Consider the following 26,452-nt stretch of genomic DNA (forward strand, 5'->3'; position numbering starts at 1 on the left):
CCTGAGAAATTTCAGAGGTTCAGAGGGGGGATGAATAGATGGATTTGGGGGGGGGTATTTATAGGGCTGATAACTGGTTATTCTGCACCGCCGCTCCAGTCCGAAATCATTATTAAATAAAATCCTCATCCTCTGCGGGGGGGAACGCGATGTCTCTGGATTGGCTACCGAAGGATGATGTGTTGAGGGACCACGAGCTCTGGGGCGAGGAGCACTTCAGCAAGGAAGCTCCGGGCGTGATGTACGAGAAAAGGCCCATTCTCGACCCCTCCGGGAAACCGGTCGAGGGCCTCCACGCGGCCTGGATTATCCTGAACAACCCAGCCCAGTACAACTCCTACACGACGGAGATGGTCAAAGGGGTCATCGCAGGCTTCAACAAAGCTTCGATGGACAGGAGGGCCGTGGCGGCGGTCTTCACGGCTGTGGGCGACAAGGCCTTCTGCACAGGGGGGAACACGAAGGAGTATGCGGAGTACTACTCCAAGAGGCCTGCAGAGTACGGGTCCTACATGGATTTGTTCAATGGAATGGTTGACGCGATTCTTAACTGCAAGAAGCCCGTTATATGTCGCGTGAACGGCATGAGAGTCGCGGGCGGACAGGAGATCGGGATGGCCTGCGACCTCTCGATTTCATCCGACCTCGCAGTCTTCGGCCAGGCCGGACCGCGGCACGGCTCCGCGCCCGACGGCGGGAGCACCGACTTCCTCCCCTGGTACCTGGGCATTGAGGACGCGATGTGGAGCTGCATCTCGTGCGAGCTATGGAGCGCCTACAAAATGAAGCTCAAGGGCCTGCTCAGTAAGGTCGTGCCTGTGATAAAGGAGGGGGAGAGGTGGGTCAGGAACCCGCTGGTCATTACCGATAAATACATTGAGGACGGGGAGATTGTTTACGGAGAGTTTAAAACAGGAGAGGAAGCGAAGAGGGCCAGAGAGTACCTGAAGAGCGCCAAGACTGACTTCACCCTGCTCGATAAATCTGTGAACGACGTCATTTGGACCTTCACGAATCTCTTCCCCGGATGCCTCATTAAATCAATAGATGGAATTCGGCTGAAGAAGAAGTTCTTCTGGGACCAGGCGAAGGTGATAAACAGGCACTGGCTCGCCGCTAACATGTCCACGGAGGCCTTCCTGGGCTTCAACGCCTTCAACACGAAGAAGCTCACGGGAACCGACGTGATAGACTTCATCAGGTACAGGCAGCTCCTCGCGGAGGGAAGGAGGGTGGACGAGGCCCTCGAGGGGGCGGTGCTGGCGAAGCCGGCGAGAAAAGAGGACCAGTGACAAGGAGGAGTGAGCGGCGGAGGAACGAATCGGCACAGGGGCAATTGGGCCATTCGAGTAACACTAGGGCAATAGGAGGGGGTCCTTGGCGTGGCAAGAAGAGATGCCGAGGGCTGTCGCGGTGGAATGTGTGGAGGAAGAGGGGCTCACAGGTCTCCGAGAGCGGTTCCCCGGACGCGGAATGCAGCGACCGCGAAAGCGGAAAGAGGAGGCGTAATGGTATGAAGGGTGTGGTTTGGAAGCCGTCGAAGAAGTTCATTGAGGCAACTCGAATCTGGAAATTCATGAAGAAGCACCGGATAAAAGATTACCGGAGGCTGATAGAGAGATCCGCGCGGGACCCTGACTGGTTCTGGCCTGCGATAATCGAGGACCTGAACATCGAGTTCTATAAAAAATACAGGAAGCTGCGAGACGCGTCGAAGGGCGTCCCGTGGACCGAGTGGTTCGTTGGAGGGAAAATAAACATCGTCCACAACTGCCTAGACAGGCATGCATCATCCTCAAAGAGGCACAAAGCGGCGGTTGTCTGGGAGGGAGAGGGCGGAGAGACCAGGACCGTCACGTTCGCCCAGCTATCCTCCGAGGTCAACAGGCTCGCGAGTGCGATGAGGGAGGCGGGGGTGGGCAGGGGGGACACCGTGGGCATCTACATGCCGATGTGCCCCGAAATCGTTGCGGCGATGTACGCCGCCATGAAGCTCGGGGCGATTGTGATACCGATATTCTCCGGCTACGCCGCTCCCGCCGTCGCGCTCAGGCTCAACCACGCGGAGGCAAAGCTGCTCTTCACCGCGGACGGCTCCTACAGGAGGGGGAAGCACGTCCCGATCAAGACTGAGGCGGACAGGGCCGCGGCACAGGTGCCCTCGCTGAGAAAGGTGGTTGTGTTCAGGAGAACGGGGGTCGAGGTGCCCTGGACCGATGGGCGCGATATCTGGTGGCACGACTTTGTCAGGGGCAAGCCGGCCGATTGTCCAACGGAGCAGATGGACTCCATGGACCCGGCGCTGATTATCTACACATCCGGAACAACGGGAATGCCCAAGGGCACGGTCCACTCGCACGCCGGAGCCCTCGTGCAGGTGGCGAAGGAGGTGGCCTACTTTTTCGACATCCGGGATGAGGACCTCTTCTTCTGGCTCACCGACATCGGCTGGATGATGGGCCCGTGGATGATAATGGGCAACCACAACCTCGCCGGGACGGTTTTTATCTACGAGGGCGCGCCTGATTATCCCGCGCCCGACAGGCTCTGGGACATGGTCGAGCGTCACCGGATATCCATTCTGGGCATCTCGCCCACGGCCATCAGGATGCTGATGAGGTCCGGCGAGGATTGGGTCAAGAAGCACGACCTGAGCAGCCTTAGAATTCTCGGCTCCACGGGCGAGCCTTGGGATCCGCCCTCCTGGCTCTGGTACTTCAAGAACATAGGAGGAGGGAGGTGCCCGATAATCAACATCTCAGGCGGCACGGACATCATCGGCTGCTTCCTCGCGCCCCTCCCGATATGCCCCCTGAAGCCCACGACGCTCGTCGGTCCGGGCTTGGGGATGGACATAGACTGCGTCGACGAGGACTGCCGCCCCGTGCGCGGAAGGATGGGATACCTGGTAGCCAGGAGCCACGCACCATCGATGACCCGAGGCCTCTGGAAGGACCCCGAGAAGTACATCGAGACCTACTGGTCGCGCTGGCCAGATGTCTGGGACCACGGGGACTGGGTTCTCGTGGACGGGGACGGCTACTGGTTCATTCTGGGGAGGGCGGACGACGTCATCAAGGTCGCAGGGCGAAGGATAGGGCCCTCCGAAGTGGAGACCGCCCTGATGAAGCACCCGGCCGTTTCCGAGGCCGCGGCGATCGGCGTGCCCCACGAAATCAAGGGCGAGGGAATCGTCTGCTTCGCGGTTCTGAGACCGGGCTTCAGCCCCTCCGAGACCCTCAAAGAGGAGCTGAAGGACGCGGTGGCCAGGGAGCTGGGTAAGGTGGACAGGCCGGAGGATGTTGTCTTCGTCAGCGCACTGCCCAAGACCCGGACAGCCAAAATCGTGCGGAGGGTTATCAAGGCGAGGTTTCTGGGTAAAGAATTGGGCGACGTCTCGTCAATAGAGAACCCGCAGGCGATTGAGGAGATACCGAGAATGGGATGAGGCCTAGGAACGATGTTTTCTCATATGATGCCTCTTAAACAGAATGATGCACGCTGCAGCGACAGTCACCATGATGCCCAACACAACCGGCCAGAGAGCCGATATAGTAATTACAAGGTCAAATGAGAAGGACACCTCTGAATACCCAGTTCTCCCCGCCCTGTCCGTTGCCCGTACATAGACCACATGACGCCCGGGCTCCAGCCCGAGCCTGAAGGACCACGATTCGTTTCCAGCGGCCATGGCCCACTCCTTCCCGTCAAGACTGTACTCAACCAGAACAACTCTGGTGTCGTCCTCTGCGGTGCCACACACTTCAAGGAAAAAGGGGGAGCCTGAGGAGCGATAGCGCTCTCTACCGATAGGTCGGAGAATGGTCACGCGGGGAGGCACCAGATCCACAGTACAGATGCACTCGCTCCAGTTCGTGTTTCCGGCGGCGTCGGTGGCCCGGGCGTAGATTGTATTATTGCCGCTCTCCAGTTCAAGACGGCCGGACCACTCCGTCAAGCCGGAGGCCGGGGACCAGTTCAGCCCGTCCATGCTCAGCTCGATGGCCCTGAGAAGCATATTGTCGGAGGCCTGGCCTTTAATCTCCATATCCCGTGCCTTCAGAATCGCTCCGCCCTCAGGCGTGATTATTCTGATCAATGGCTTCTCCAGATCAACCATGATACGCAGCTCGGTCGAGTTCTCGTTCCCCCAGATGTCCAGCGCCCGAATTCGGATGACATTCTCCCCCTCGATGAGGTTGTGGGCCACCGACCAATTTGAGGTTCCATTGCAGAGCGTCCAGCTGGTTCCGTCGAGACTGAACTCCACGATTCCCAGCCCAAAGTCATCCTCTGCTCTCCCCCAGACCCGTGCTCTTGTCACATTGAAGTATGTCCCGCTGGCGGGGCTCTCCACAATGAGCGAGGGGGGCTGCCCGTCCGTAGAAATGGAGGCCTCATCGCTGAAGGGGCCCTCCCCAATGGCATTGACAGCGGAGACGCAATAATAATAGACCCTGCCCCTCTCGACAGAATCGTCGGTATAGCCGGTCGCGCCGGGTCCAGCGGAGTTCAATAATTCTTTCCTGTCCGGCGCCTCGCCGCGATAGATATTGTAGTGGAGAATTCGCGCCCTTCCGTCCGAGAGCGGGGTGAGCCATTTGAGCTCCACGGTCCGGTTCCCGAGAGTGATATTGATGTGCGTCGGCGCTCCAGGATACGTGCCGGTGTCCACCCTCACCGGCTCGGTAGGGACGGACTCTCCAATGGCGTTTACGGCAGTCGCGTAATAGTAAATCGTGTTCAGCGACTCGTAGGGCCCGTCCCTCCACGAAAGCTCCGAGGAGCTGACTTCGGCGGCGAGGGCGGGGGCCCCGGACGATTCCTGTCTGTATATGCTGTAGGAAAGCAGGGGGGAGGCTCCGTCATCCAGCGGAGGACTCCAATCGAGGACCACCCATCTTCCATCCAGTCTCGCGCTCAGGTTCCGCGGGGGGGAGGGAGCTCTGGCGGCGTGGGCGCTGGCGAGTTCCGAGAGGGGGCCCTCGCCCTTCGCGTTCACCGCCGAGACCGCGTAGTAATATTCAACGCCATGGAGCACCCCGTTATCCCGGTAACTCCAATTTCCTACCTGTACCAGCCTGGACAGATTGGTCCGGGCCTCCCCTCGATAAATTCTGTAGGCAGTCACGGACAGGCCGCCGTCGAAGATGGGGGGCTCCCACTCCAGCAGGATGAAGCCGCCTCCGGACCCCGCCGAGAGGTTGAGGGGAGGGCCCGGAGCCGCTCCCGGAACGATCATCACCGGTATCGACAGCTCGCTCCAGAGAATGGAGTTGAAGGCGGCGACGGCGTAGTAATACACAGCTCCATTCTCGACAGCGGTGTCGTTGAATTCCATGACATCTCCCAGAACAGTATAAAGGGTCAGATTTGATGCTCTGTGGCCCCGGTGGACGGAATAATTGACCACCGGCCTCTCCCCCGGGTCGTCCGGCGGTGACCAGCTCAGCTGGACATATGAGTAGCCCTCGCGAGCGGTCAGATTTTTAGGCGGGGTGGGGGGAGGGACCAGGCTGAGCGCCGTCACGAAGGCATCTGTACCATTGTTGAAGGTGGTGTCGTAGACCCCGGGCGTGACGGGGAAATCGTAGGTGTAGGTCATGCCCGTTATGTAGGTCCGGTTGAGGGTTTGCGAGGCGATGGAGTTCGCCAGGCAGTAGGAACCCAGGTGGGTCGAGTGGAGGAGTCTGGAGCCGTCGGGACTGAGGCGGGATATGAAAGCGTCCCGGCCGCCCTCGAGCTCGCTTTGATATGCATCTCGCGTCACGGGGAAGTCGTAGGAATTTGTCTCGCCGCAAATAATCACTCTCCCATCTCCGCACAGTTCAAGCTGATTGCTGAAGTCATGCCTTATCCCACCAATATATGAACAATAGATTAACCCAGAGCCTCGTGAATTTAATTTAAAAACAAAGGAGTCCCTTCCGCTAGAATAATTTTCATTGAAAGCTCCCTGGGTCACGGGAAAATCCGTAGAATAGGTCGAACCGGTGACATATGCATTCCCGCGCGAGTCGATGGCCATTGAGGCTGGCCAGTCCCAGTTTGTTCCGCCGACAAATGTGGAGTAGTCCAGAGAAATTCTACTGGAGTTCAGCTTCAAAACGAAGACATCTGCTGGTCCATCCAGTGTCCTATCATAAGCGCCGGGGGTCGTGGCGAAACCCGGGTCCCTCGTCAGTCCGCAGACATAGATGGCTCCTTTTAAATCAACTGCTATGGACGTCCCGAAATCGTCAGGGTTGCCCCCTCCTATGATTGTTGAGAAGATCAACTTATTGCCCGATTCACTCAACACACTGACGAACCCATCCGAATAGGGATGGGTCTTCGCTTTATATGCATCCGGCGTGGTCGGAAAGTCGAGGGAGCTCGTCTGGCCCGTGAGATAGATCTCGCCACTCTCGTTCAGAGCCATTGCCTCAACCGCATCACTTGAGCTGCCTCCGATGAATGTTGAGAACACAATATCAGAGCCCCCCGCGCTCAGTTTTACGACGAAACCATTGGAATTCGGCCCGAACGTCCGGCAGAACGCGCCGGCGGAGGTGGGGAAATCCGGGGAGAGTGTGTCACCAGCCAGAAAAATCTCTCCATCAGAATCGACCTCCAGCGCCCTGCACCTGTCGTCCGCCTTACCACCTATATAGGTGGAGAAAATCAGCTCGGAGCAGTCCGGGCTCATTTTCGAGACGAAGATATCGTCACTGCCATTCCAGGAAACGTCGAAGCTGCCCGGTGTGACAGGAAAGTCCAGGGAGCTCGTGATTCCTGCGACATAGACATTTCCCGAGGGGTCGAGCTTAATGGAGCTGCCCTCGTCGTCGAGCGCCCCGCCGAGATAGGTGGAGTGAATGAGGGGGTCAATGACGAGAGTCGAACTGGAATTGTATTCAGCTGAATAGGAGAGGATATTCCGCCCGACAAGCATCCTCCCCTCCACCGGCCTCCTCTCATCCCCCCTCTCCTCAAAAAAAGCGAGACCCTCGTCCGCGAGGGTTCCGGCCTTGGTACGGATCAATAGCGTGTCTCCCTGGGCGGTGAGGTCCGCGCCCTCGAACTCGAGCTGGATATCGGAGAGCTCGGCCCCCGGCCGAACGATGAACTCGTACTTGACTCCATTCCCAACCCTGCGGTAGACCAGATCCACCCCGTCATAGAGGCCCCTGTACTGTAATATCCCGAAATAACTTCCTCTCAGCATTTCAATTACCTCCCATGGGAAAGCTCTCCCGGAGAGATGTGGCGGAGATAATCCGGCGTTTGAACCATGGGAACGCCACGATTTATAAGATAGCAAGGGAATTCGGGGTCTCCTCACGATGGATAAGGGAGGTCCGAAGGAGGTACCACAACGATGAACCTCTTCCAGGCCTTGGCCGGGTCGGCAGACCCCCAAAACCGGTTTCCTCTGAGGAAGTTGACTTTGTATATGCCTGTGAGCTCGAGCATCACCTGCATCCTGTCGCTCTGGAGGGGAGACTTGAGGAGAGCTATGGGGTTCATATACCACATAATCGCCTTTGGAAGCTGCTCAAGTGATGGGCAGGGTGAAGGCTATGCCCAGCAAACAGCGGAGGAAACGCTGGGTGCGCTTCGAGCGCCGTCACAGCAATTCGCTGTGGCAAATGGACTACACTCAGCTGTCTCCTGGGGAGTGGCTACTGGTGATTCTAGACGACGCTTCCAGGTTAATTGTAGGATACGCTCAGGTCCCTGCCCCGACGGCTATGGTGGCCTGGGAAACTTTCCTGAGAGCCGGAGAGAGATACGGCTTCCCGAGGCAGCTCCTCACGGACCACGGAAGCCAATTCACGAAGATCTCCAAGGATGCTGTGGGCTTCCTGGATGAAAAATTGCATGAGCTAATGAAGGTGCGTGGAATTTAGGTCCAACACATAATGTCGAGAGTGAAGCACCCTCAGACCGGAGGAAAAGTGGAGAGGGTATTCGGTACCATTAAGTCCAAATTGAGGGCAAGGTGGCCCGATGGGGAGAAGGAGTTCGAGAACCTTGATGAGATAATAGTGTGGTACAATACAGACAAACCGCATATGAGTCTTAATTTGGATAGAGCCGAGACCCCGATTCAGGCGTTCGTGCGCAAGCTCAGGCCTCATGAGCGGAAGGAGTATTTAAAGGTCCATAAGGAGGAGTTCTGAGGATGGGTAGAACAAGGACCACCTGGAAGCGCCGAGAGGAAGTAATTTTAGGATATCACAAATATTCAGGACCGGTGCAGGAGAGCATTGCCGGCCACCATAATCTGACGTTCTGGAGTGTCGACTCCGCGGGAAACGAGGAGCCACACAACGTGGTATGGTTCTGCATCGATGACCGGCCCCCAACAGTGAACATCACGCTCTCCGGCCCGAATTTGACCGATGGGAGACAGGTATTCATCACTCAAGCCACCTTGATAATGCTGGATGCGGAGGATAGCGGCAGCGGCGTGGCAAGAATAGAATATGAGCTGGACGGGGAGGGCTACTTCATTTTTAATGGGAACTTTACCATTTCCCGACCCGGAGCCCATGTACTGCATTACCGGTGTGTGGAGCATGTCGACTATCAATCGGAGGTACTGGAGCAGAGGGTTTTCGTGGATGCCTCCCCTCCAGCGACAGAGGCCCTGCTGCCCTGCAATCTTTCAAGGGAAACAATAAAAATTCAGCTCCGTGCCTCGGACTCGGGAAGCGGGGTCTGTGCCACCTACTTCCGTATATCAAAGGGCATTAGAGCAGCAGCACCCTTCCTGACTGGAAATGAGCTCCGGGTCGAGGCCGCCGGGGACCACAGCCTCGATGGACGTTATATTTTGGAGTTCTACAGCACTGACAGGCTGGGCAACACCGAAAAAACGCAGACTCTGGAGGTCACAATCGACACAATCGCGCACCTGAGCCTCAACCTGAAAGATGACATCATCGTCCACACTCCCCGGTTCCTCCTTGAGGGGAGGAGCGAGCCCGGCTCCATGGTTTCTGTCAACGGCCGACCCGTCCCGGTCATGCCGGACGGAAGATTCGCATATGAGCTCAGACTCTCTGAGGGCAGGAACCGGGTGGTCGTCGAGACGACCGACCCGGCGGGGAACAACCTGACTATTGTCCGGTGTGTGACCTACTACGAACTCACGTTTTCGAGCGCGCTGGTAAGTATGAGCGCAATTTTAATTGTTGCGGTCGTGGTGACGCTCCTTTTAATGCTGAGGAAAAAAGGGAGAGGATTTTGACCGGGAGGAAAAAGGCCTGAATAAAAATGGCCTATCCCCCCACCAACCCCTTCCTCCTCAGCTCCCCCCTCACCTCCCCGATAAGGTACATCGAGCCCCCGCACCAGACCAGATCGCCCCCGTCCGCCCTCCCGAGAATCGCGTCCAGGCCCTCCGTCGGTTGCTTCGAAAACGAGACCTCCCTCACGCCGGCCCTTGCGGCGATGGCCACAACCTCGGACCTCGCGCTCTCTACTGGCATGGAGCGCTCGCTCGAGAACTCAGTGTAGGTCAGGGTGTCGGCGCTGCGCAGAAATGGCCCGAGCACTCCTTTAAGGTCCTTGTCCTTCATGATTCCGAAAAGCAGATGAACCCGTCTGAAGCCGCCCCTCTCCTTTATCCTTGCAACCTCCTCAGCCGCCTCGGCGGCCGCGCCGGGGTTATGGGCGCAGTCGAGGAGGAGCGACGGTTTGCCTTCTATCAGCTCCATCCTGCCAGGCAACCAAGCCCTCCGAATTCCGCGTGCAATGCTTTTTTCAGTCACCCTCAGCCCGGCGCCGGAAAGAAGCTCTGCCGTCAGAAGGGCGAGCGCGGCGTTGGTGAGCTGGAAGCGTCCGAGCATCGGGGTGAACAGCTCCCTGTACTGGCCGTTGTCTGTGTAGATGTCGAACCGCTGGCCATGGAGGTCCCATCCGAGGGGCCTCCTCCGGACCTCCCTCTGCATCAGGTGGAAGGGGCTCCGGTTCTTCTTTGCGACGCTCTCTATGACCTCGAGCGCCCTCCTGTCCCACGCGGCCGTGGCGACCGGTCTTTTGGGCTTGATTATCCCCGCCTTCTCCGCCGCCACCCTCTCTACCGTTGCCCCAAGGTGCTCCGTGTGCTCCAGTGAGACATTCGTTATGACGGACACAAGGGGCTCGATGACATTTGTCGCGTCCAGCCTCCCGCCGAGTCCAACCTCAATTACCGCTATGTCCACCTTTGCGCGCCTAAAGTGCTCGAAGGCCATTGCGGTCGTGGCTTCGAAATACGTGCACTGATGCCCCTTCTCAGCCATCGCGTCAACAATCGGCCTCACCTTTCTCACCGCCTTCTCTAGGGATGCGTCGGATATGTTCCGGCCGTTGACGCTTATTCTCTCGTTGAACCTCTCGAGATGGGGGGAGAGGTAGAGGCCGGTCCTGTATCCGGCGCTCTCGAGAATGCAGGCGAGCATCCTGCACACCGAGCCCTTGCCATTGGTGCCCGTGACATGGACGGTCCTGTAGGCGAGATGCGGGTTGCCAAGCTCCTCCATGAGCCTCCGGACGCGACTCAGCCCCATGTGAATTCCGAATCGCCCCAGACCCTCAAGGTAACGCTGGACTTCGAGACCCGGCATGAGGAGGTGATTTCATCGCGCGTAGTAATGCTTTTCTCCCCGAACCACTTTGGCCCCCGCAATGCTGGAGGACCTGCCGCAGCTCATCGTCCTCTTCGTGGTCATCTTCGACCCACTGGCGAGCTTCGCCGTCTTCACCGTGGCGACCGCCGGAATGAAAGCACCGGAGCGCAGGAGGACGGCAGTTTACACGGTTCTGGCCGCTGCGGCCCTTTCTTACGCCATCCTGCTCGTCGGAGAACCGCTGCTACACCTGTTTAATGTCTCCATCTCCGACTTCAAGATAGCCGGCGGAATCGTTCTGGCGATATTCGGCGTCCAGATGTCGCTAGGGCACCCGCTAGGACAGGGCGAGCCGAAGGCTGGGGGTTCCGCACCGGCGATTGCTGCGATCATCGCCACGCCCTTGCTCACAGGCCCGGCGGCCATCACGGCGATTATCGCCTCGGTCTCAGACTTCGGGATGGTGGTCACAGGAACCGCAGTTACGATTGTGCTCCTCCTGACCGCTGCCCTCTTTTGCCTCCCGGGGAGCCTCATCGAGAGAATAGGGAGGACGCCGATTCAGTTCATGACGGTGATTCTAGGCATGATAACCCTCGCCTGGGGCGTTAGGTTCATAAAGGAGGGGCTCGGGTTCTGAGGTGAGGGAATGGAGGAGTTCCTCCATCCAACGTTCTTTATCGACGCGCGCGCATCATCGGTCCACGGAAAGGCAAGGGAGTTGACCTACGGCGCTATTTCTGATGTGGAGAGGGCGCGGGCGCTGTTTTATTTCGTCCGGGACAGTTTGCCCTGCAGGATACTGTACGAAATCTCGGGCAGGGACTACTTCAGGGCGTCGGAGACACTGCGGAGGGGAGACGGGTTCTGCATGACCAAAGCGATTCTTCTAGCTGCTCTGGCGCGGGCTGCGGGCATACCCTCGCGCCTACACTTCGCCGATATAAGAAACCGCCTTCTGCCGTCCACGACGCTCGAGAGGCTGAGAACAGACATCATGTGTTACCACACTTATGTCGAGCTGTATCTCGATGAGAAATGGGTCAAGGCCACCCCTTCCTTCGATATCGGATACTGCGAAAGATTCGGAATCGCCCCGGTGGATTTCGACGGGAGGATGGACGCCCTCCTGCACAGGCTCGACAGGAAGGGAAGGGTGTACATTGAGTATCTCGCGGACCACGGCACGAGGGCGGATTTTCCGCTAGAGGAGGTTGCCCGGGCCCTCCGAAGGGCCTACCCGCATCTAGTGAGGCTGACGGCGGAGCTCTGAGAGCAGTGGGGGGTCCCCCTTGCTTTCAGGCGGGCGAAGATACACAATGCCATCCTGACGTGAGAGGGGATAGCTTCATTATCTCCTTGCCCGTTCTCCTCCCTCGCCCAGAGGGTCCGTGGGCTAGCTTGGTTATACTTGGTGGTTCGGGACCATCAGACCCCGGTTCAAATCCGGGCGGACCCACTATATAATTGGTCAGGGCCCCCCTGTCCCGGCGTATACGCCGGCAGCCTAACCCTTCCGCACCCCGGCTTTTTTCTGGCACCTTGGAATCTCCTCTCGATTCCCGCGACGTAATCCGGGTTAATTTCAATCATTATGAAATCGCGCTTGAGCGACCTCGCCACGAACCCCGTCGTGCCAGTCCCCGCGACCGGGTCGAGCACCAGGTCCCCCTCCTTCGTTGTCGTCAGGATCACGCGCCTGAGCAGCTCCTCGGGCTTCTGGGTCGAGTGCAGCTTCCCCCCGCCCTCCCGCTTCAGCCTCTCCCCGCCCGTGCAGAGCGGTATTCGCCAGACGTTCGCCCCTACCTTCCCCTCCCCAAACTCCCTCGCCGCGGATTTGTTGAATGTGTATTTCTTGGCGAACCTGTCCCGAGCCGCCCATATCAGGGTCTCGGTGGCGTTGGTGAACCGCACCCCGAGCCAGTTCGGCATCGGGTTGGTCTTGAGCCAGATGACGTCGTTCAGAATCCAGTAGCCCAGGTCCTGCAGTATTTTCCCCAGTCGGAAGACGCTGTGGTAGGTCGCGATGACCCATATGGTCGCGGTGGGCTTCATGACCCTCCTGACCTCCGTCAGGAGGCGGGTGCAGAAGGCATCGTACTCCTCGAAGGACGGGAACTTGTCCCACTCGTCGTCCACAGCGTCCACGACTGTCCTGACGTTCCAGCGAAGCAGCCTTTTTTCGGGCAGCTGGAGGAAATAGGGCGGGTCGATGAAGACAAGGTCCACGCACTCGCTAGCGAGTTTGGGCAACACATCGAATGCGTTGCCGAGAATAACCTTGTTTATCACCTCTTCAAGAGGGAGGGAAGGGCGGCCTGGGGAGTCTACGACCACAAACCCCTCATCTTTCGCTCCCATCAGCCTCCCTCGGGCGCTAACATCTTTCTCTGGCTTATGGATTGGGGCTCTCGCCTATGCTCCTCCGTATGCTCTCGAGCGCTCTCCTGACTTCCCTCCCTATAGTCGTCTCCCTCTCCTCGCCAATCTCGCTGTCCCAGACTCTTGCAGGCCGCGATGAGTTCTTGAGTTTTTCTAACAGTAGTATTGAGTGTGGATCCAGGAGACCTGCCTCGGCCAGGACCCGGAGGGCGTTGGCGGCCTCTACGACGGTATCGGGCGGCTGGGGCCAGCTAAGGAGTCCCATAAGGAGCTTCAGAGCCGCTGGGCTAAAGATGCTCTTCGAGGCCAGGGCCGCAATCATGGATGCTGCTGACGCTTTCACCCAGTACACCTCGTCGGAGATAAGGGGAATCAGCTTCTCCAGAAGCTCCTTTTTACTTATCCCTCGACATGCGAGAGTCGCAAGGGCGCACATCGCCCCCTCCCGGACTAAGGGGTTAGGAGAAAGAAGCTTCCGGGAAAGGGCCTCGTAGTACATCTCCTCCAGCACAATCTCGTTGCGAATCATCGCTTCTATCGCCAGGAAGGCGAAGCTCTGGGATATCTCGTCCCCCTTCTCGAGAACCTCCAGGAGCGGCCAGATCGCTCCCGAGTAGACCACATTGTCTTCTGCAAGTGCGCAGATCGAATTCACAATCTCCCATCGGCGCTCTACCTCCGGATTCTCCAGACTCTTTGACCAGCTGCTCATAATCTTCCCTCTCCTCCATCGAGTCCCGCCCGAGGGGTTCTTGGAAAAATCTACTTAGCCCTCAATATGTAGGTGCACTCCGGGTCCCCGTGAGAGAGGCACCTCGTCTCCTCGCAATCCCAGGCGTGGCCGGAGAGAGCCGAGGCGATTCCGACCAAGTAGCCGCGGGTCAGGTCGCACATCATCTCCCCCGTCTTCCCGTTCGCCAGCGCCTCGGTCGAGTCGTCGCAGTTGACCACCAGCTCCCCCTCCTCGCGCGACTCCACGTGCAGGCGGCCCAGTCCTATCTCTATCCAGAGAGCGGTGATGGTATCACCGATGTCCACCCTGTCCTCGTCAGTGATGTCCATCTTTTTCACCATCGCCCTACCGCAGTCGGCACCACACTCGAACAGGAGGCGGCGCACCTGCTCCCCGGTCATCAGCTCGGAGCCCTTCTGCCTCAGGCTCCTCAGCATCACCGTGGGCATAATGAAGAAGGCCATCCTGGCCTCTCTCTCCGGACCCCCACTGCTCTCTTTCTCTTCCATATCAATCGACCCTCACTGGCCGGGCCTGCTTCGCCTCTCCACGATGTCCTGCACTAGGTACTCGCCCAGAATCGTAAACGCGTTCTCAACGTTGGCGCCTGTCTTTGCGCTCGTCAGACGGTATACTGAGCCGTACTCCTTCGCCAGCTCCTCGACGGGTTTTGTGTCGAAGGTGGCTGGGTTCATCAAATCCGACTTGTTTATCAAGAAGACCATTGGCACCTTCCCCACCACCGGCCTGAAACCCTCCACCCAGTTCCGCATATTGTGGATGGTGTCCATGCGCGTGGCATCAGCAACGACGAGGGCCCCCTCCGCGCCTTCGTAGTAGGCGGGGTGGATGCTCATGTGCCTCTTGTGCCCCGTGATATCCCATATCAGCATCGTCAGCTTGACTTCGAGGGCATGCTCTGGGTACTGGAGAATCATGGCCTTCTTGGTTATCTTGGTGCCGATTGTTGCTAGGTACTTGTCATCGAAAACGTCGAACACAAACCTGTGGACCAGCGAGGTCTTACCCACCGCAGGGTCGCCAAGCATGCATATTTTTTTAATGACTTCGGAGACCTTCATCCCCATGCCGTCTCACTTCCTCGTCAGCACTTTCATCTCCCGCTCTATCATCTTCAGGTCTCTCTCGTTTAGGGTGGAGGGGCTGATGGGCGCTATGAGAATGGAATCGTAGATCGATATCTGGTCGCGGACAAGCTGGAGGAACTTCAGTGCCGAGGTGTAGTTGTTCTGCGTGATGATATACTCAATGCCACATAGCAGCACCGCGCTATCCTTGCTCTTCTTAAGGAAGTCCTCTATCTGGTGGTAAAGCTTGCCGAGCTGGACTGGCTCGATGGCATACTCACTTTCTGCATTTGACAACCAGAGAATCGGGGTCTTCTTCAGGTTGTACATCCTCCGGACCTTCTCTGGATAATCTCTCGTAATGCATAGCCCCTGCCCCCCGTGGGTAACGATGTCCACGAATATGTCGTAGCTCATCTCCGGGGTCTCCTCCTCGACAAGATAGCTGACACCGCGCTCCAGTTTGTACTTCGACTCCGTGGCGGCCGAGGCCTCCTGCCCCGGCACCACCTCTCCCTTGGCCAGAGTGAGCTTATGGGAACACACGGGGTCCCCTTTAGCCATACACTCGGTCTCTATGGCCATGAATTTCTTATTGGCGAGAGCTGAGGCCATCCCCGCAAGATAACCCCGGGTGAAGTCGCAGGAGGGCTTTGGCGTCTGGCCCACCGTCATCGCTTCTATAGACTCCTTGAATATCACCGTCATCCCGCTGTCGGTGATGTCCTTGAGCTGAATTCTCCCGAGGCCCACGCTCCCCCAGAGCCCCGGTAGCACCTCCGAGATACTTATCATGTCCTCGCAGACGATGTCCATATTCTGTATCTGTCCCTCGCCGCACCTGAACCCGTACCTATAGAGAATCCCCTCTGTCATCTTCTCCCCGGCCGATATCTGGAGTTCGTCCCTAAGGCTCCTGAGGGCGTTGCCGGGCATGATGAAGAAGGCTGTCTGGAGCACCGGCTTCTTCTCATCGCTCTTATTTGTGTTGCCTCCATCTGCCATCTCACCACCTCAGCCGCTGAGTGTGGCCGCCAGCGCCTCGCTCACGGTCATGAAGGCCTTTTCAACATTCATTCCAGTCTTAGCGCTCGTGGCCATGTAGGGAGCTCCGTGCTGCCTGCTCAGGGCCTCTATCTCACTTTTGTCGAACCTCTCCATGTCCACGAGGTCGGACTTATTGATAAGGAACACCACGGGCACGTTGCCCACAACGTTCTTGAATGACGTGACCCAAGTCGCTAGGCTACCCATCGTCTCCCTCCGTGTCGCGTCGCAGACGATGAGCGCACCCTCGGCTCCTTGGTAGTAGACGGGGTGCAGTCTCTGGTACTCCCTCTGGCCCAGGATGTCCCATATCAGGAGGGTTATCCTGACCCCGCCCCCGCCGCCCTTCGATGGCACGACCACAGTTTTCTTCGTCACCTTCGTACCGATGGTCGTAATGTACTTGTCGTCGAACATGTCGAAGACGTACCTGCGAATGAGGGAGGTCTTGCCGACCGCGGGGTCCCCGAGCAGGCATATCTTCTTTATCACTTCCCGGACTTCAGCCATGGCCTCGCCTCCGGTTCTTCATTATTTGAGCGTGAGCATGTGGAGCTTCAGGGCAGAGACATATAACATTCCAATACTTAATAATATCTTTATTAATCACCCATGGGTCGCCCCCTCACTCAATGCCGAGCCTTCGCCTCACATCGGCCGCGCGCCGCTCGACGGAGGCCGAGGCCTCCAGATATAGGCTCCGGCCCGAGGCGTCCATTGCGACCACGAGAGGCCCGAAGTCCTCTGCCTCTAGTACCCACACGGCCTCTGGCATCCCTAGGTCAAGCCAATGCACCCCCTTGACCCTCTTCACCCTGCGCGCCGCTAGCACCGCCGCACCCCCGGGGAAGGCCAGATAGGCCGCGCCATGCCTTTTAAGTGCCTCAAGGACCCCGGCGTCCATCCCGCCCTTTCCGATTATCAGCCTCGAACCCGTCTTTTCTATGAAATCCGGCTCGAGGGAGTTCATGCGGCTCGATGTCGTCGGCCCGGCCGCGACGAGCCTCCAGCCCTCGCCCTCCTTTTTCATGATGGGGCCGCAATGGTAGACGGCACCCTTTGCGAAGGCCACGGGCAGCTCCCTGCCCTCTCTCAATAGCTCCAGCGCCCTCATATGAGCCTCGTCTCGGGCTGTGTAGAGCTCCCCGGTCAGGTGGACGATGTCGCCCGCCTGGAGTGCCCTTACGGCCCCCTCCGTAATTGGTAGCCTCAGGCGATATTCGGCCACTTAGCCCACCCCCCTCGATTTTTTGTGCGTCAACCACTCGACCCGCGCGTCTGGGTGAATTCTCGCGGTAGCCCTCCTCGCCGCCCAGCACTGAATGTTCACGGCGACCGGCAGGGAGGCTGTATGGCAGTGGGCGAGCTCTATGTGGAGGCCGAGGAGGGTGCTCCTGCCTCCGAGGCCCATCGGGCCGATGCCGATTCCGTTCAGGGCGTCGAAGAGCTCTTCCTCGAGACGGGCGGCTTCGGGGTCCGGGTTCCGGCTCCCGAGCGGCCTGAACAGCGCCCTCTTCGCTAGGGCGAGGGAGAGATCAGCCGAGCCCCCGATTCCTACGCCCAGAACCACGGGGGGACAGGGATTGCTGCCCGCGCGCAGGAGGGTGTCGAAGACGAACTTCTTAACCCCCCTCTCCCCGGCGCTCGGGGTCAGCATCGCCATCGCGCTCATGTTCTCCGAGCCCGCACCCTTGGGCATTGCGGTCAGCTCGATGAAGTTCTCATCCGAGGGCTCGAAGAGGACACAGGGGAGATGAGCACCCAGATTGGTCCCGGAGTTCTTCCTGGTCAGGGGATGCACGGCGTTGGGCCTGAGCGGTATCTCCTTCGTCGCCCTCTCCACGCCCCTCCTTATCGCTTCCTCGATATCGCCCAGGCGAACAGGAAAATTGGGGTGAAAGGGCCCCCGGACGAAGAAGACATGGATGCCCGTGTCCTGACAGAGGGGCGTCCCGCTCTCTTCCGCCAGTTTGAGGTTCTCCAGAATCGCCGCGAGCTGCATCTTCGGCGCCGGCTCGGTCTCCTCATCGTGCATTCGCCTGAGAGCGGCCACTACGTCCTCTGGCAGGCTTGTCACCGCCATCCTGAGCAGCTCGACCGCCGTTTGCTCTATGATTTTTATATTAAAGCCCTCGGCCATTTCCTCGCCCCCGTTCGTATGGTCTCACCCCTCTACTCGCTCTATCAGTCCCCAGCGTCCTGCACATCCCCGCCCCGCCCCAGAGGCTTCGACGATAATAACACTTCCGACTGAATGTTTTTTCGCTCATCAATCTCGTGGGCTTGAGGTGAACTGCGCAGTCTATTTCCAAACCTGAGGGGCATTGCCCAGTGCCTCAGCATCAACACGATGATAACTAAGGAGAGGTGGTTTGGGCTCGGCGGACGAATAGTCCCCCAGCATTGGCTGGTAGCTCCATCAGTGTTAAATAGGGGCTGATTTCTAGGGTTGATGCGATGGGAGAGCGAAGGGCACTAGCACGGCTGAGAAAGGTCAACTGGGCCAGAACCCTCTATCTCGCCCTGATGCTGCTGGGTATTTTGCTATATATAATTTGGGGCTCGCTCCACAACGCCTTCCTCGACATCGGCCTCTACTCCGTCGTAATCTTAATGGTCGGCATAGGGGCCGCCGGCTACTACCTGTACACCCTCGCCCCGGACGGGGGAAAGAAGTAGCTACTTTTTAAGAAAGCCCTCCTTTCCACACGCGTGGCATTTAATTGCCAGCGGCCTCTCGCCAGTGTCCACGACCTCAAATATCGCCTTGCACTGGGGACAGCGGAGGATGCGCTTCGTCGCGCCCTTCCGCGGCCAGGCAGGCGCGGGTCTGCGGGCGGGGGCGGCGGGCGGGGCTGCGGCCGCCGGAGCGGGAGCGGTATATTGAACCGCAGGGACTGGCGCTGCTGGGGGGTGCGGGGAGGGCGGGGCGAGGGCCTCCGGGGCTCCGAGGGACTCGCTCACGCCTCTGAGCGTTTTGAGTATGTCCTCCAGATTCTCACCTTCAGGCGGAGGCGCTCCTCCGGCCGCGATCGGAGCCGCGGGCGGGGCGGTCTCCATCGTCTCCGCCGGAACGAACCTTTCCAGAATTCTCTGAATCTCGTCATACGTCCCGGGAGCGCTGGGAGCGGCCGGGGCCGGAGCCTCGGGGGGTGGCGCGGGTGCCGCGGGCGCCGCCCCTGCGGGGCGGGAGGCGGAAGCGGCCGCGGCCCATGCGGGAGCTGGTGCACGAGATGGCTGCACAGCCGCCGGCGTGGGCGCGGCCCACGCCGGCCTCTGCGCCCCCTCAGGGGCACCATAACCGTAAACCGGCTCTTCATAGGAGGGCGCGGGCTGCTCGTAAGCCGGCGCCGGAGCCTCGTAGGACGGGACCGCAGGCTGATAGGGCGGCTGCGGAGCGGTCTCCTGGACCGGCCCTGGGTGACCCGCCTCAGCCGCCGAGAGCGCCGCCGCCTCCTCCGGGGAAAGCGGTTGTACGTCGAATGCGGGCAGGGCCTCTTCTTCAGGCGGAGCTCCGGCGCGGAAGCCGGGCTCGGCCTCGCCCTCCGGTCTCGCCTCCACACCAGCGGGCGCGGGCCTCCGGGCCCTTCTCGCCTCCCTCTCCTCCTCCCTTCTCCTCACTCCTGGTCTCTCCTCTGGCTTCCTGCGACTCGCAAAGATGCCTAGGAGCACTAGGATTATTAGAAGAGCCAGCGCGCCACCAATGTAGACGCCGTAGGTGTCGAGGAAGCTCTGCCCTGCCGCGGCCTCCTCAACGATGACGATTTCGACTGTCTGGATGTTGAAGGAGTAGGAGTCGCTGACCTGAAGCGTCACGGTGTAGGTCCCGGCCTTCAGGTACCTGTGCGTGGTCCTCAGCCCGTCGGCGCTCGTGCCATCACCAAACTCCCAGTGATAGGTGAGGGTGTCATCTGGGTCGGGGTCCGAGGAGCCCGTGGCGTCGAAGGTCACCTCCTGCTTCACCCTGAAGCGCTCCTGCTGGCCGGGCAGGGCGATGCGCGCGGTCGGCGGCCTGTTCTGGTTCAGGACGGTCACCGTCCAGGTGTGGTTGAGTTCCGCTCCCGTGGCGTAGACGGAGACAGTCACATTGTGCACACCGGCGTCCGTGTAAGAGGGTATGTAGGCGAAGGAGAGGCCGGTTTCACCGACCTGGACGACGCCGTCCACGAGCCACCTGTAGCTCAGCACGCGGTCCAGGGGATCGTGGACCTCCACAGAGAATGTCAGGCTTGAGTTCTCCGCAACCTGTGGGCCAGGGGGTGGGTCTGCGGAGACCAGCTCCAGCTCGTGTTTGTTTCTGAAGGTTACGTTCACCCTCGCAAGCTCTGAATAGGCCTTACCGTCCCACGCCTTCGCCGTGATGGTGTGTCTTCCGTCCTCGTACTTCGTGGTGTCAATGTCGATGGCCCAGGAGTAGTTCCCGCTCGCTTCAAGCCACTCTCCGCTGTCCACCTGAACATAGACCGTTATGGTGTCCAGGAACTCGATGTCGCTCGCCGCTCCGGACACCGTGACCACGCCCGAGAGGGTCTCGCCATCGGAGGGAGAAGATATGGAGACGGTGGGCAGGTAATTCACAGCGCCCTTCCTCAGCGAGATTCCGTCGGAGGCGACGTAGTCACACCAGAGGCCCGCTCCGTTCATCGCCCTTGCGATGAAATAGTACTTAAAGCCGTAGACGAGAGTCAAGTTGCGAACGGTGACGCTGGACTCGGTGGTTTCCGCGAAGGGGGCGATGTTGGGCTTGTCTTTGGAGGTCCCCACACCATACTCGTATTTAACGACCCCGGACTCATCGTCGGTGAAGGCGAGAACCGCGTGCAGGCTGGTCGGGTCAGAGGTTTCGGCCCCGTCGTCCATCACCCAGCCGACGGGCGGGGTGGTGTCGATCGTGAACTCCCTGAACTCTGACCACGGGCCCCAGACCCAGTCGTCGTTGGCCCTGGCTCTCCATACATAGGTCCTTCCATCCGCGAGTTTGTAGGCGATGGGTACCGTGTAGCTCGCCTCCTCGCCCGATGTGTAGTTTGTCGTGGTCCAGCCCGCCGCGTTTGATAGTTGGTTTGTCCTGTGCGTGGGGCTGGTGGCGCCCTTGAAGTATATCTCGAGCTCGAACCATATCGTCCCGCCGTCGGGGTCTGTGGCATTCAGGGTGAAGGTCGGGGTGAGGGTGGTGATGTAAGTGCCATTCTCAGGGGCGATTGGGGTAACAACGGAGGGCGGCGAGTTCAGAACATAGGCTATTGTGAGGTTCGTGAGACTTATAAGGCCCTTACCTTCTGAACTAACCCGTATCGGAACCTCGACCCGGCCCTGCGTATCCGGCTCCGCGGCCTGTATAGCGGCGCTCAGGGCCTCGCTGAAAACGATGTGGTAGGGCGAGGGGCCAATGCTCCCGCTTTGCCTCCACTCGGCCGTGCCGTCCGCTCCGACGTCCACCGAGCAATTGAAGGGGTTGTCCTTGAGCGTGATGTTGCCCCTCACCTCCCTGAGCACCGGGGTGGCGTTCGCAGCCCCGCTTGGCGTCACGAAGCTCACATTGTACCAGAAGCTCGTGCCCTGCGATGTGAAGTTGAAGGGGATGCCGTTGGTGAGCTGGTCGAAGGTGGCCTGGCCTGGGTTGACCTTGGCCCCGATGGTAACGTTGTATCCGCTCCCGGGAACACTGAAGTTCCAGCTCAGCGTCGCCGACTGGATGGTGCCATCGAGCTCAATCACGGGCGAGGTCATGTAGCCTCCGGTGAAGTACTGATCGGTCCAGAAGTAGTCGATGTCGGCGGTGTGGCCCAGCCCGCTGTTTCCGTCCATTACAACCAGCCCGACCTGAAGGCTCTGGGGATAGCTGGGGAATGTCTTGCTCAGATTTGCAGCGCTAAAGAGTGTCCAGTTCTCGCCGTTGAGTGAGTAGTAGAAGCGCCAGGTTCCGGAGCTGATCTTCTCAAGCTGCAGCCAGACGGTCTCGTTGCTGAGCGAGGTATTCACTTGGGAGGATGAGCCACTGGTTGTGCTGGTTCTCATTATCCCCAGCCCGCCCGGCAGCATGCCGTAGGAAAACTCAATCCACTCTCTAGTGGTGTTGAAGACGACGATGCCCGCTCTCTGTAATGGGCTCGTCGGGGAGCTTGTTATTTTGGTGATGACTCTCCAGCCATACCAGCCAGACATATTCTGATAAAGAAAGCTTCCGTTGGTCTGGGTGCCCCAGAATGTGGTGTTGGCGTTCGAGACAACCCTTAGGTGGCCGGGGACTTGGAGGCCCTCATCGTAGTATGCGGGAGGGGTGAGCCACCTCCACTTCAAGGCTAGGAATTGGTCATTGAAATCGTCGTCGTAGGGTTTATCAAGCATGACAGCCCCCGGTGTGGTGTTCAGGTCCAGACGGTAGATTGGGTTGAATCGTTCGAAATCCGCCTTCTCCGTATGGATGAAGCTCTCGTTCCAGACATAGGGAGCTCCGCTGACGTCCACCTCGGCGCTTAGAATCGTCACCTTCTTTGGCATTCGAACGGAGGTGAGCATGTCTCCAGGGACAGAAAAGAAGAGACGGGCCTCCATGGAGCCATCCGAGAATGTCTCGAGCTCGAGCCTCGTCTGGCTCTCCGACTTCCCTGCGCCCGGCGGGGGCGTGAGGGCGACTAGTACTAAAAAGATAGCGATACCTGCCTGAAAGCGTCTCGACATTGACCCACCAGCCAGCTACTAAATTACTATAAATGATATAATAATTCTGGTGCGTATTTAAAGGTATATATTACTAAGCCTGTGCCCCCGGCACATATTTTTCAACGCCCCCCGCTCCACCCGCTACGCCTCATTTCCAACTGTCCTTCCGCGGTTCCGCTATCAGCTTTTAATTTCTTGCGGCCCACAGGGCGCACTCGCCCTTCAGCACATAGTCTGCTTTTGCCATATCCGCCACGCTCGCCGAGCCTGTCAGGAACATTGCCGCCCTGAGCTCGCTTATCAGCGTCTCCAATTCTTCCTTCACCGCTCCAGCTCCCCGGGTCGCGGGCTTCAGAAGCGGTAGGGCAATGCCCGCAGCGCTCGCTCCCAGGGCAAGGGCTCTGGCGCAGTCCAACCCCGTTCGAATTCCTCCTGTGGCGATGATCGGCAGGGTTCTGTGAAGGCTCCTGAGCTCTAGGACGGAGACGGGCGTGGGAATCCCCCAGTCACGGAACGTGCTCCCGATTCTCTCCCTGACCCTCATTCCCCTCTTTCCAGCCCTGTAGGCCTCGACCGCGGAGAAGCTCGTACCCCCCGCACCCCCGACGTCCACGCCCGCGATACTGGTTTCTAGAAGCCTCCTCCCGACTTCTGTAGATATTCCGGCACCTGTCTCCTTGACAATGATGGGCATTTTTTTCGAAAGGGAATCAATCGCACGCAGACAGCCCCGCGCCTGCGTGTCGCCGTCCCACTGGGCCACCTCCTGAAGAAAGTTCAGGTGGACAGCCATCACGTCCGCCCCGACCATCTTCCTCGCCCTTCTGAGTTCCTCGAGACCGAGAGGCCTCTTCTCCCCCTGCCTCACGAGCTGGGGGGCTCCGATGTTGCCTATGACGAGAGGCACTTTGTACTCCTTAACAACCGAGAATGTGCTCGCGAGGGAGGGGTCCTCGAGGGCTGCCCTCTGACTTCCAACCCCCATGCCCACGCCGCACTCCGCCGCCGCCTCCGCAAGGTTGCGGTTGATTTCCTCCGCTTCGGGATAGCCGCCCGTCATGCCTGCGATGATGATGGGGGCCCTGAGCCTCTTCCCGAAGAGCGTTATCGAGAGGTCGAGTTCGCCCATATTGAGTTCGGGGAGGGCGTTGTGCACGAGACAGACATCGTCCCAGTAACGGGGACCGGACACCTCTTCTGTAAGGCATATCTCGACGTGCTCCTTCTTCCGGCTCCCCATGTTGGTCCGCAAAGCTGGTGAGTTTCCGAGCGCAGCCATCCGGTTTTTCCCCTCTCCCACATTCATCACCCCGTGCTCCCTATCTTGCTCCCTCTCTGGCCTCGACAGTATCTAGCGCACCCTGAACCACGTTCCCAGGGGTCGGCCGCCCTTGAGGGCCTCGAGGAGTCTGCCTCTTTTTAATCCATTGAGAATCACAACCTCCGTCCCCGCCCGGGCCATCTCTAGGGCGAGCCGGGCTTTCTCCCTTATCCCACCCGTCACGTCAGCTACTCCTTTGCCTGCCGGCCGCTGGACAAACGGACGCTCCTGGGCCCTCCCCCCCTTTCCTGACCTTCTCCCATTTGCGGCACTCAACCTGCCGGGCACCGCGGGCGCTATCCTCCCGATGTCCTCTTCACCGAACTCTTCCGCCAGCCTCCCCTCCCCGACCATGATACCGTCCACGTCCGACACGAAAATCGCCCTCACGGCCCCGAGCTCCTTTGAAAGATACCGGGTCAGGGCGTCGCCGCTGCAGATTGAGAACCTCATCTCCGATAGATCCAGACATACGTCTCCGAATGTCACGGGTGTGAGGCCTTGCTCGAGGTATCTTCTGAAAACACCGACGTCCAGATAGTGAAGCTCCCCGGCCTTCTGGAGGGCGCAAACGCTCGGCGGGACCGATATCGCCCTTATTCCCGCTTTGAGGGCCTCGTCGAGCACCATCAGGTTCAGGCGGCGGACGTCCCTGGCGACCTCCACAAAACCATTCCATTGGCTGTCCTCCCTGAAGCCTCCGGCGAGTCCGTATTTTTCTGCAAGTACGTGGCCGAAAGAGCCAGCTCCCGTGACTAATACGACCCGGCGACCCGAGGCCTTGACCTCCCGGAGCAACCTCCGGGCTACGGCGGTCCTGAAAACCGGCCCTGCGCCCGCCTCCCTCTTGTTCGTCAGCACGCTACCGCCTAATTTTACGACGTCCAAAGTGGATTCCCGCTGTGGAGAACAGGGTAGCAGTACATAAGGAATTCGAGCAATATTAAATACTTGGCTTTTATTATATGTCTAACAAACGAACGGCGGTTGCCATGATACGCTTCGGTCCCGGCGGCATCCCGCTCTCCTGCAAGGGCCGGACCCAGAGGGACGGCATTGAGGATGTCCACGCCCTCGGACTTAACGCAATGGAGATACAGTTCGTTCGCGTCAACCTTTTTGAAAGATACGTCTCTGATGAGGAGGTCGGGCTTAGGCCACGGGAAATCGCCAACGAGTTCGTGGTGGATGTAGTGAGGGGCCGCAAGCCCCTCTCTGTGTTTCTTCCAGACATACGGTTGGAGAAGGGCGACATCATACGCACCCTTAACTCGGGTGTGGGGCGCGACGCCGCAGAGATGAGGGAGCTCGGTGAGATCGCCTCGGACCTAGATGTCAAGCTCTCCATCCACGCACCCTACTACATGGACCTCCTGGGTTCCGACGAGCTTGCGACCAGGAGCGTGGAGTATCTACATTACGCGGGTCTGGTAGCGAAAGAAATCGGCGCAGATATTGTCGTGACCCATGTGGGCTTCTACCACGAATTCTCCAAGGAGGAGGCGCTCGCAAAACTCGTTCAGAAAATCAAGGAGATAAGGCAGTGGTTTGACAAGACGGGCATCAGGGCACTTATAGGAGTCGAGACCAGCGGCAAGAGGGTGATTTTCGGCGCTCTTGATGAGGTTCTGGCCCTGTGCAAGCTGGTTCCCGGAGTAATTCCCGTATTGAGCTTCCCTCACATCCACGCGAGGGAGGGGGGCAGCCTGAAGCGAAAGGAGGACTTCAAGGAACTCTTCGAGAGGGTCAGGGAGACGCTGAATCTTAACCAGTTCTACACGCACTTCTCCGGCGTGGAGCACGAAGGCGGCAACGAGCTGCGGTACACCCCGATTAAGAAAGGAGACATGAGGTTCGAGCCTTTGGCCGAGTATCTCGCGGAGGAGTTTCCCGACGTGACCATCATCTCCGACTCTCCCTTGCTTGAGCACGACGCAATGTATATGAAGGTCATTCTTGAGAGGGTGTTGCTGAAGAATGAGGCAAGGGTGGTCAGGGAGGAGGTCAAGCCCGCGGCGCCCATAATGCCCCCGGTCAGGCCCATTGCCCCACCGAGTAAAAAGCCCGCGGGGCCTCCAGAGAAGCCGCCAGTGAAACCAAAAAAGAAGCAGGCCAGACCGTCGCCCGGGAAGCCGCTCACAGCCCCCGCAAAGGCCGGGAGAGCCGCTCCGCCAAAGAAAAAAACCGGTGGCGCCATAAGAATGCCGCTGGTGAAAAAGCCCGCAAGCGCGGCCTCACCTAAACCTGGGACTAAACCCTCAAAGAAGCGGGCGGGGGCTGGAGGTAAAACACCCTCCCGCACCTCAGAAGGCGGCAGAGCCGGGGGCGGAGTGGGGTCAAGAACCGGTGGAATTCAGTCCACCCGAAAAAGGGAGACTGTGAAGGCCTCCTCGGGCGTGAAGAAGGTGAGCGCTAAGAAGAAAAAATGATTTTTCCGGAGTTCTGTTCCCCGCCCTGTCAAAGGCTCGGGAGCTGTCGCCAGCAATGAGTCAACTGTGGCCCCCCAGCGGCGGCGGTGCAGAATAGTAAGTGAACCTAATGCAACCGAAGAATTCTTATAGGAGCTCTTACCCACCGAAAGATTCGAATCCTAGAACCTCCATTTCCTATGCAGATG

Annotated in this window: 23 protein-coding genes and 1 tRNA gene; 10 read left to right on the top strand and 14 right to left on the bottom strand. The window is 59.0% G+C overall.

The window, feature by feature from the left end; all coding sequences use genetic code 11:
- The first annotated feature begins 149 nt into the window (after nucleotides 1-149).
- Both oah and QW379_09535 read left to right on the top strand, forming a co-directional pair.
- Nucleotides 150-1,292, top strand: a complete 1,143-nt coding sequence (gene oah, locus QW379_09530; GenBank protein MEM2870638.1) for a 6-oxocyclohex-1-ene-1-carbonyl-CoA hydratase — start codon at nucleotides 150-152, stop codon at nucleotides 1,290-1,292.
- Nucleotides 1,293-1,513: 221 nt separating this feature from the next.
- Nucleotides 1,514-3,448: an acetate--CoA ligase gene (locus tag QW379_09535; GenBank protein MEM2870639.1), complete on the top strand. Its 1,935-nt coding sequence runs from the start codon at nucleotides 1,514-1,516 to the stop codon at nucleotides 3,446-3,448.
- Between the two features lie 3 nt (nucleotides 3,449-3,451).
- On the opposite strand, the gene QW379_09540 is transcribed toward QW379_09535, so the two are convergent.
- The gene (locus tag QW379_09540) at nucleotides 3,452-7,207 is read right to left on the bottom strand and encodes an SBBP repeat-containing protein (GenBank protein MEM2870640.1); all 3,756 of its coding nucleotides are present in this window, start codon (nucleotides 7,205-7,207) and stop codon (nucleotides 3,452-3,454) included.
- A gap of 113 nt (nucleotides 7,208-7,320) precedes the next feature.
- Nucleotides 7,321-7,509, bottom strand: coding sequence for a hypothetical protein (locus QW379_09545; GenBank protein MEM2870641.1), 189 nt, complete (start codon nucleotides 7,507-7,509; stop codon nucleotides 7,321-7,323).
- Between the two features lie 35 nt (nucleotides 7,510-7,544).
- On the opposite strand from QW379_09545, the gene QW379_09550 reads away from it, so the two are divergent.
- The 3 genes from QW379_09550 to QW379_09560 all read left to right on the top strand — a co-directional run bounded on the left by QW379_09550 (nucleotide 7,545) and on the right by QW379_09560 (nucleotide 9,238).
- Nucleotides 7,545-7,892: a DDE-type integrase/transposase/recombinase gene (locus QW379_09550; GenBank protein MEM2870642.1), complete on the top strand. Its 348-nt coding sequence runs from the start codon at nucleotides 7,545-7,547 to the stop codon at nucleotides 7,890-7,892.
- Nucleotides 7,893-7,904: 12 nt separating this feature from the next.
- Nucleotides 7,905-8,165: an integrase core domain-containing protein gene (locus QW379_09555; protein MEM2870643.1), complete on the top strand. Its 261-nt coding sequence runs from the start codon at nucleotides 7,905-7,907 to the stop codon at nucleotides 8,163-8,165.
- A 74-nt stretch (nucleotides 8,166-8,239) separates the two neighbouring features.
- Nucleotides 8,240-9,238, top strand: a complete 999-nt coding sequence (locus tag QW379_09560; protein ID MEM2870644.1) for a hypothetical protein — start codon at nucleotides 8,240-8,242, stop codon at nucleotides 9,236-9,238.
- Between the two features lie 31 nt (nucleotides 9,239-9,269).
- On the opposite strand, the gene QW379_09565 is transcribed toward QW379_09560, so the two are convergent.
- On the bottom strand, nucleotides 9,270-10,598 hold the full coding sequence (locus QW379_09565; GenBank protein MEM2870645.1) for a folylpolyglutamate synthase/dihydrofolate synthase family protein: 1,329 nt from the start codon (nucleotides 10,596-10,598) through the stop codon (nucleotides 9,270-9,272).
- 61 nt (nucleotides 10,599-10,659) lie between these two features.
- Between QW379_09565 and QW379_09570 the strand changes: the two genes are divergently transcribed.
- The 3 genes from QW379_09570 (at nucleotide 10,660) to QW379_09580 (ending at nucleotide 12,060) form a co-directional block, all read left to right on the top strand.
- Nucleotides 10,660-11,241 (top strand): MarC family protein, encoded by a 582-nt coding sequence (locus QW379_09570; GenBank protein MEM2870646.1) that lies wholly within the window; start codon nucleotides 10,660-10,662, stop codon nucleotides 11,239-11,241.
- A gap of 9 nt (nucleotides 11,242-11,250) precedes the next feature.
- Nucleotides 11,251-11,874 (top strand): transglutaminase-like domain-containing protein, encoded by a 624-nt coding sequence (locus tag QW379_09575; GenBank protein ID MEM2870647.1) that lies wholly within the window; start codon nucleotides 11,251-11,253, stop codon nucleotides 11,872-11,874.
- 112 nt (nucleotides 11,875-11,986) lie between these two features.
- Nucleotides 11,987-12,060 (top strand) — tRNA-Pro (locus QW379_09580).
- Here the strand turns inward: QW379_09580 and QW379_09585 are convergent.
- The 8 genes from QW379_09585 to QW379_09620 all read right to left on the bottom strand — a co-directional run bounded on the left by QW379_09585 (nucleotide 12,042) and on the right by QW379_09620 (nucleotide 17,991).
- On the bottom strand, nucleotides 12,042-12,962 hold the full coding sequence (locus QW379_09585) for a site-specific DNA-methyltransferase (GenBank protein MEM2870648.1): 921 nt from the start codon (nucleotides 12,960-12,962) through the stop codon (nucleotides 12,042-12,044). The two genes, QW379_09580 and QW379_09585, sit on opposite strands and share 19 nt — an antisense overlap.
- A gap of 34 nt (nucleotides 12,963-12,996) precedes the next feature.
- Nucleotides 12,997-13,695 (bottom strand): hypothetical protein, encoded by a 699-nt coding sequence (locus QW379_09590; protein ID MEM2870649.1) that lies wholly within the window; start codon nucleotides 13,693-13,695, stop codon nucleotides 12,997-12,999.
- A gap of 50 nt (nucleotides 13,696-13,745) precedes the next feature.
- Nucleotides 13,746-14,225: a V4R domain-containing protein gene (locus QW379_09595; GenBank protein MEM2870650.1), complete on the bottom strand. Its 480-nt coding sequence runs from the start codon at nucleotides 14,223-14,225 to the stop codon at nucleotides 13,746-13,748.
- 12 nt (nucleotides 14,226-14,237) lie between these two features.
- Entirely contained in the window at nucleotides 14,238-14,804 is a 567-nt protein-coding gene (locus QW379_09600) for a Rab family GTPase (GenBank protein MEM2870651.1), read from the bottom strand.
- Nucleotides 14,805-14,810: 6 nt separating this feature from the next.
- Nucleotides 14,811-15,809 carry a DUF835 domain-containing protein gene (locus QW379_09605; GenBank protein MEM2870652.1) on the bottom strand — a complete coding sequence of 333 codons (999 nt, stop codon included), beginning with the start codon at nucleotides 15,807-15,809 and terminating at the stop codon, nucleotides 14,811-14,813.
- 9 nt (nucleotides 15,810-15,818) lie between these two features.
- Nucleotides 15,819-16,361 (bottom strand): Rab family GTPase, encoded by a 543-nt coding sequence (locus QW379_09610; protein MEM2870653.1) that lies wholly within the window; start codon nucleotides 16,359-16,361, stop codon nucleotides 15,819-15,821.
- A 115-nt stretch (nucleotides 16,362-16,476) separates the two neighbouring features.
- On the bottom strand, nucleotides 16,477-17,079 hold the full coding sequence (locus tag QW379_09615) for a FumA C-terminus/TtdB family hydratase beta subunit (protein MEM2870654.1): 603 nt from the start codon (nucleotides 17,077-17,079) through the stop codon (nucleotides 16,477-16,479).
- A complete protein-coding gene (locus QW379_09620) occupies nucleotides 17,080-17,991 on the bottom strand; it encodes a fumarate hydratase (GenBank protein ID MEM2870655.1) in 912 nt (303 codons plus the stop codon).
- 317 nt (nucleotides 17,992-18,308) lie between these two features.
- On the opposite strand from QW379_09620, the gene QW379_09625 reads away from it, so the two are divergent.
- Nucleotides 18,309-18,530, top strand: coding sequence for a hypothetical protein (locus QW379_09625; protein ID MEM2870656.1), 222 nt, complete (start codon nucleotides 18,309-18,311; stop codon nucleotides 18,528-18,530).
- Here the strand turns inward: QW379_09625 and QW379_09630 are convergent, their stop codons facing one another.
- The 3 genes from QW379_09630 to QW379_09640 all read right to left on the bottom strand — a co-directional run bounded on the left by QW379_09630 (nucleotide 18,531) and on the right by QW379_09640 (nucleotide 24,723).
- Nucleotides 18,531-22,532 carry a PKD domain-containing protein gene (locus QW379_09630; GenBank protein MEM2870657.1) on the bottom strand — a complete coding sequence of 1,334 codons (4,002 nt, stop codon included), beginning with the start codon at nucleotides 22,530-22,532 and terminating at the stop codon, nucleotides 18,531-18,533.
- 169 nt (nucleotides 22,533-22,701) lie between these two features.
- Nucleotides 22,702-23,793, bottom strand: a complete 1,092-nt coding sequence (fni, locus tag QW379_09635; GenBank protein ID MEM2870658.1) for a type 2 isopentenyl-diphosphate Delta-isomerase — start codon at nucleotides 23,791-23,793, stop codon at nucleotides 22,702-22,704.
- A gap of 72 nt (nucleotides 23,794-23,865) precedes the next feature.
- Complete coding sequence (locus QW379_09640; GenBank protein ID MEM2870659.1) at nucleotides 23,866-24,723, bottom strand: isopentenyl phosphate kinase; 858 nt, start codon at nucleotides 24,721-24,723, stop codon at nucleotides 23,866-23,868.
- Nucleotides 24,724-24,827: 104 nt separating this feature from the next.
- On the opposite strand from QW379_09640, the gene QW379_09645 reads away from it, so the two are divergent.
- A complete protein-coding gene (locus QW379_09645; GenBank protein MEM2870660.1) occupies nucleotides 24,828-26,264 on the top strand; it encodes a TIM barrel protein in 1,437 nt (478 codons plus the stop codon).
- Nucleotides 26,265-26,452: the final 188 nt, after the last annotated feature.

Source organism: Thermoplasmata archaeon, assembly GCA_038851035.1.
Lineage (GTDB): Archaea > Thermoplasmatota > DTKX01 > VGTL01 > VGTL01 > JAWCLH01.

What these genes read in the sequence shown, in the direction of transcription:
- oah (MEM2870638.1), top strand. Translation starts at nt 150, where the DNA reads ATGTCTCTGGATTGGCTACCGAAGGATGATGTGTTGAGGGACCACGAG.
- QW379_09535 (MEM2870639.1), top strand. Translation starts at nt 1,514, where the DNA reads ATGAAGGGTGTGGTTTGGAAGCCGTCGAAGAAGTTCATTGAGGCAACT.
- QW379_09540 (MEM2870640.1), bottom strand. Translation starts at nt 7,207, where the DNA reads ATGCTGAGAGGAAGTTATTTCGGGATATTACAGTACAGGGGCCTCTAT.
- QW379_09545 (MEM2870641.1), bottom strand. Translation starts at nt 7,509, where the DNA reads ATGAACCCCATAGCTCTCCTCAAGTCTCCCCTCCAGAGCGACAGGATG.
- QW379_09550 (MEM2870642.1), top strand. Translation starts at nt 7,545, where the DNA reads ATGGGCAGGGTGAAGGCTATGCCCAGCAAACAGCGGAGGAAACGCTGG.
- QW379_09555 (MEM2870643.1), top strand. Translation starts at nt 7,905, where the DNA reads ATGTCGAGAGTGAAGCACCCTCAGACCGGAGGAAAAGTGGAGAGGGTA.
- QW379_09565 (MEM2870645.1), bottom strand. Translation starts at nt 10,598, where the DNA reads ATGCCGGGTCTCGAAGTCCAGCGTTACCTTGAGGGTCTGGGGCGATTC.
- QW379_09570 (MEM2870646.1), top strand. Translation starts at nt 10,660, where the DNA reads ATGCTGGAGGACCTGCCGCAGCTCATCGTCCTCTTCGTGGTCATCTTC.
- QW379_09575 (MEM2870647.1), top strand. Translation starts at nt 11,251, where the DNA reads ATGGAGGAGTTCCTCCATCCAACGTTCTTTATCGACGCGCGCGCATCA.
- QW379_09585 (MEM2870648.1), bottom strand. Translation starts at nt 12,962, where the DNA reads ATGGGAGCGAAAGATGAGGGGTTTGTGGTCGTAGACTCCCCAGGCCGC.
- QW379_09590 (MEM2870649.1), bottom strand. Translation starts at nt 13,695, where the DNA reads ATGAGCAGCTGGTCAAAGAGTCTGGAGAATCCGGAGGTAGAGCGCCGA.
- QW379_09595 (MEM2870650.1), bottom strand. Translation starts at nt 14,225, where the DNA reads ATGGAAGAGAAAGAGAGCAGTGGGGGTCCGGAGAGAGAGGCCAGGATG.
- QW379_09600 (MEM2870651.1), bottom strand. Translation starts at nt 14,804, where the DNA reads ATGGGGATGAAGGTCTCCGAAGTCATTAAAAAAATATGCATGCTTGGC.
- QW379_09605 (MEM2870652.1), bottom strand. Translation starts at nt 15,809, where the DNA reads ATGGCAGATGGAGGCAACACAAATAAGAGCGATGAGAAGAAGCCGGTG.
- QW379_09610 (MEM2870653.1), bottom strand. Translation starts at nt 16,361, where the DNA reads ATGGCTGAAGTCCGGGAAGTGATAAAGAAGATATGCCTGCTCGGGGAC.
- QW379_09620 (MEM2870655.1), bottom strand. Translation starts at nt 17,991, where the DNA reads ATGGCCGAGGGCTTTAATATAAAAATCATAGAGCAAACGGCGGTCGAG.
- QW379_09625 (MEM2870656.1), top strand. Translation starts at nt 18,309, where the DNA reads ATGGGAGAGCGAAGGGCACTAGCACGGCTGAGAAAGGTCAACTGGGCC.
- QW379_09630 (MEM2870657.1), bottom strand. Translation starts at nt 22,532, where the DNA reads ATGTCGAGACGCTTTCAGGCAGGTATCGCTATCTTTTTAGTACTAGTC.
- fni (MEM2870658.1), bottom strand. Translation starts at nt 23,793, where the DNA reads ATGGCTGCGCTCGGAAACTCACCAGCTTTGCGGACCAACATGGGGAGC.
- QW379_09645 (MEM2870660.1), top strand. Translation starts at nt 24,828, where the DNA reads ATGATACGCTTCGGTCCCGGCGGCATCCCGCTCTCCTGCAAGGGCCGG.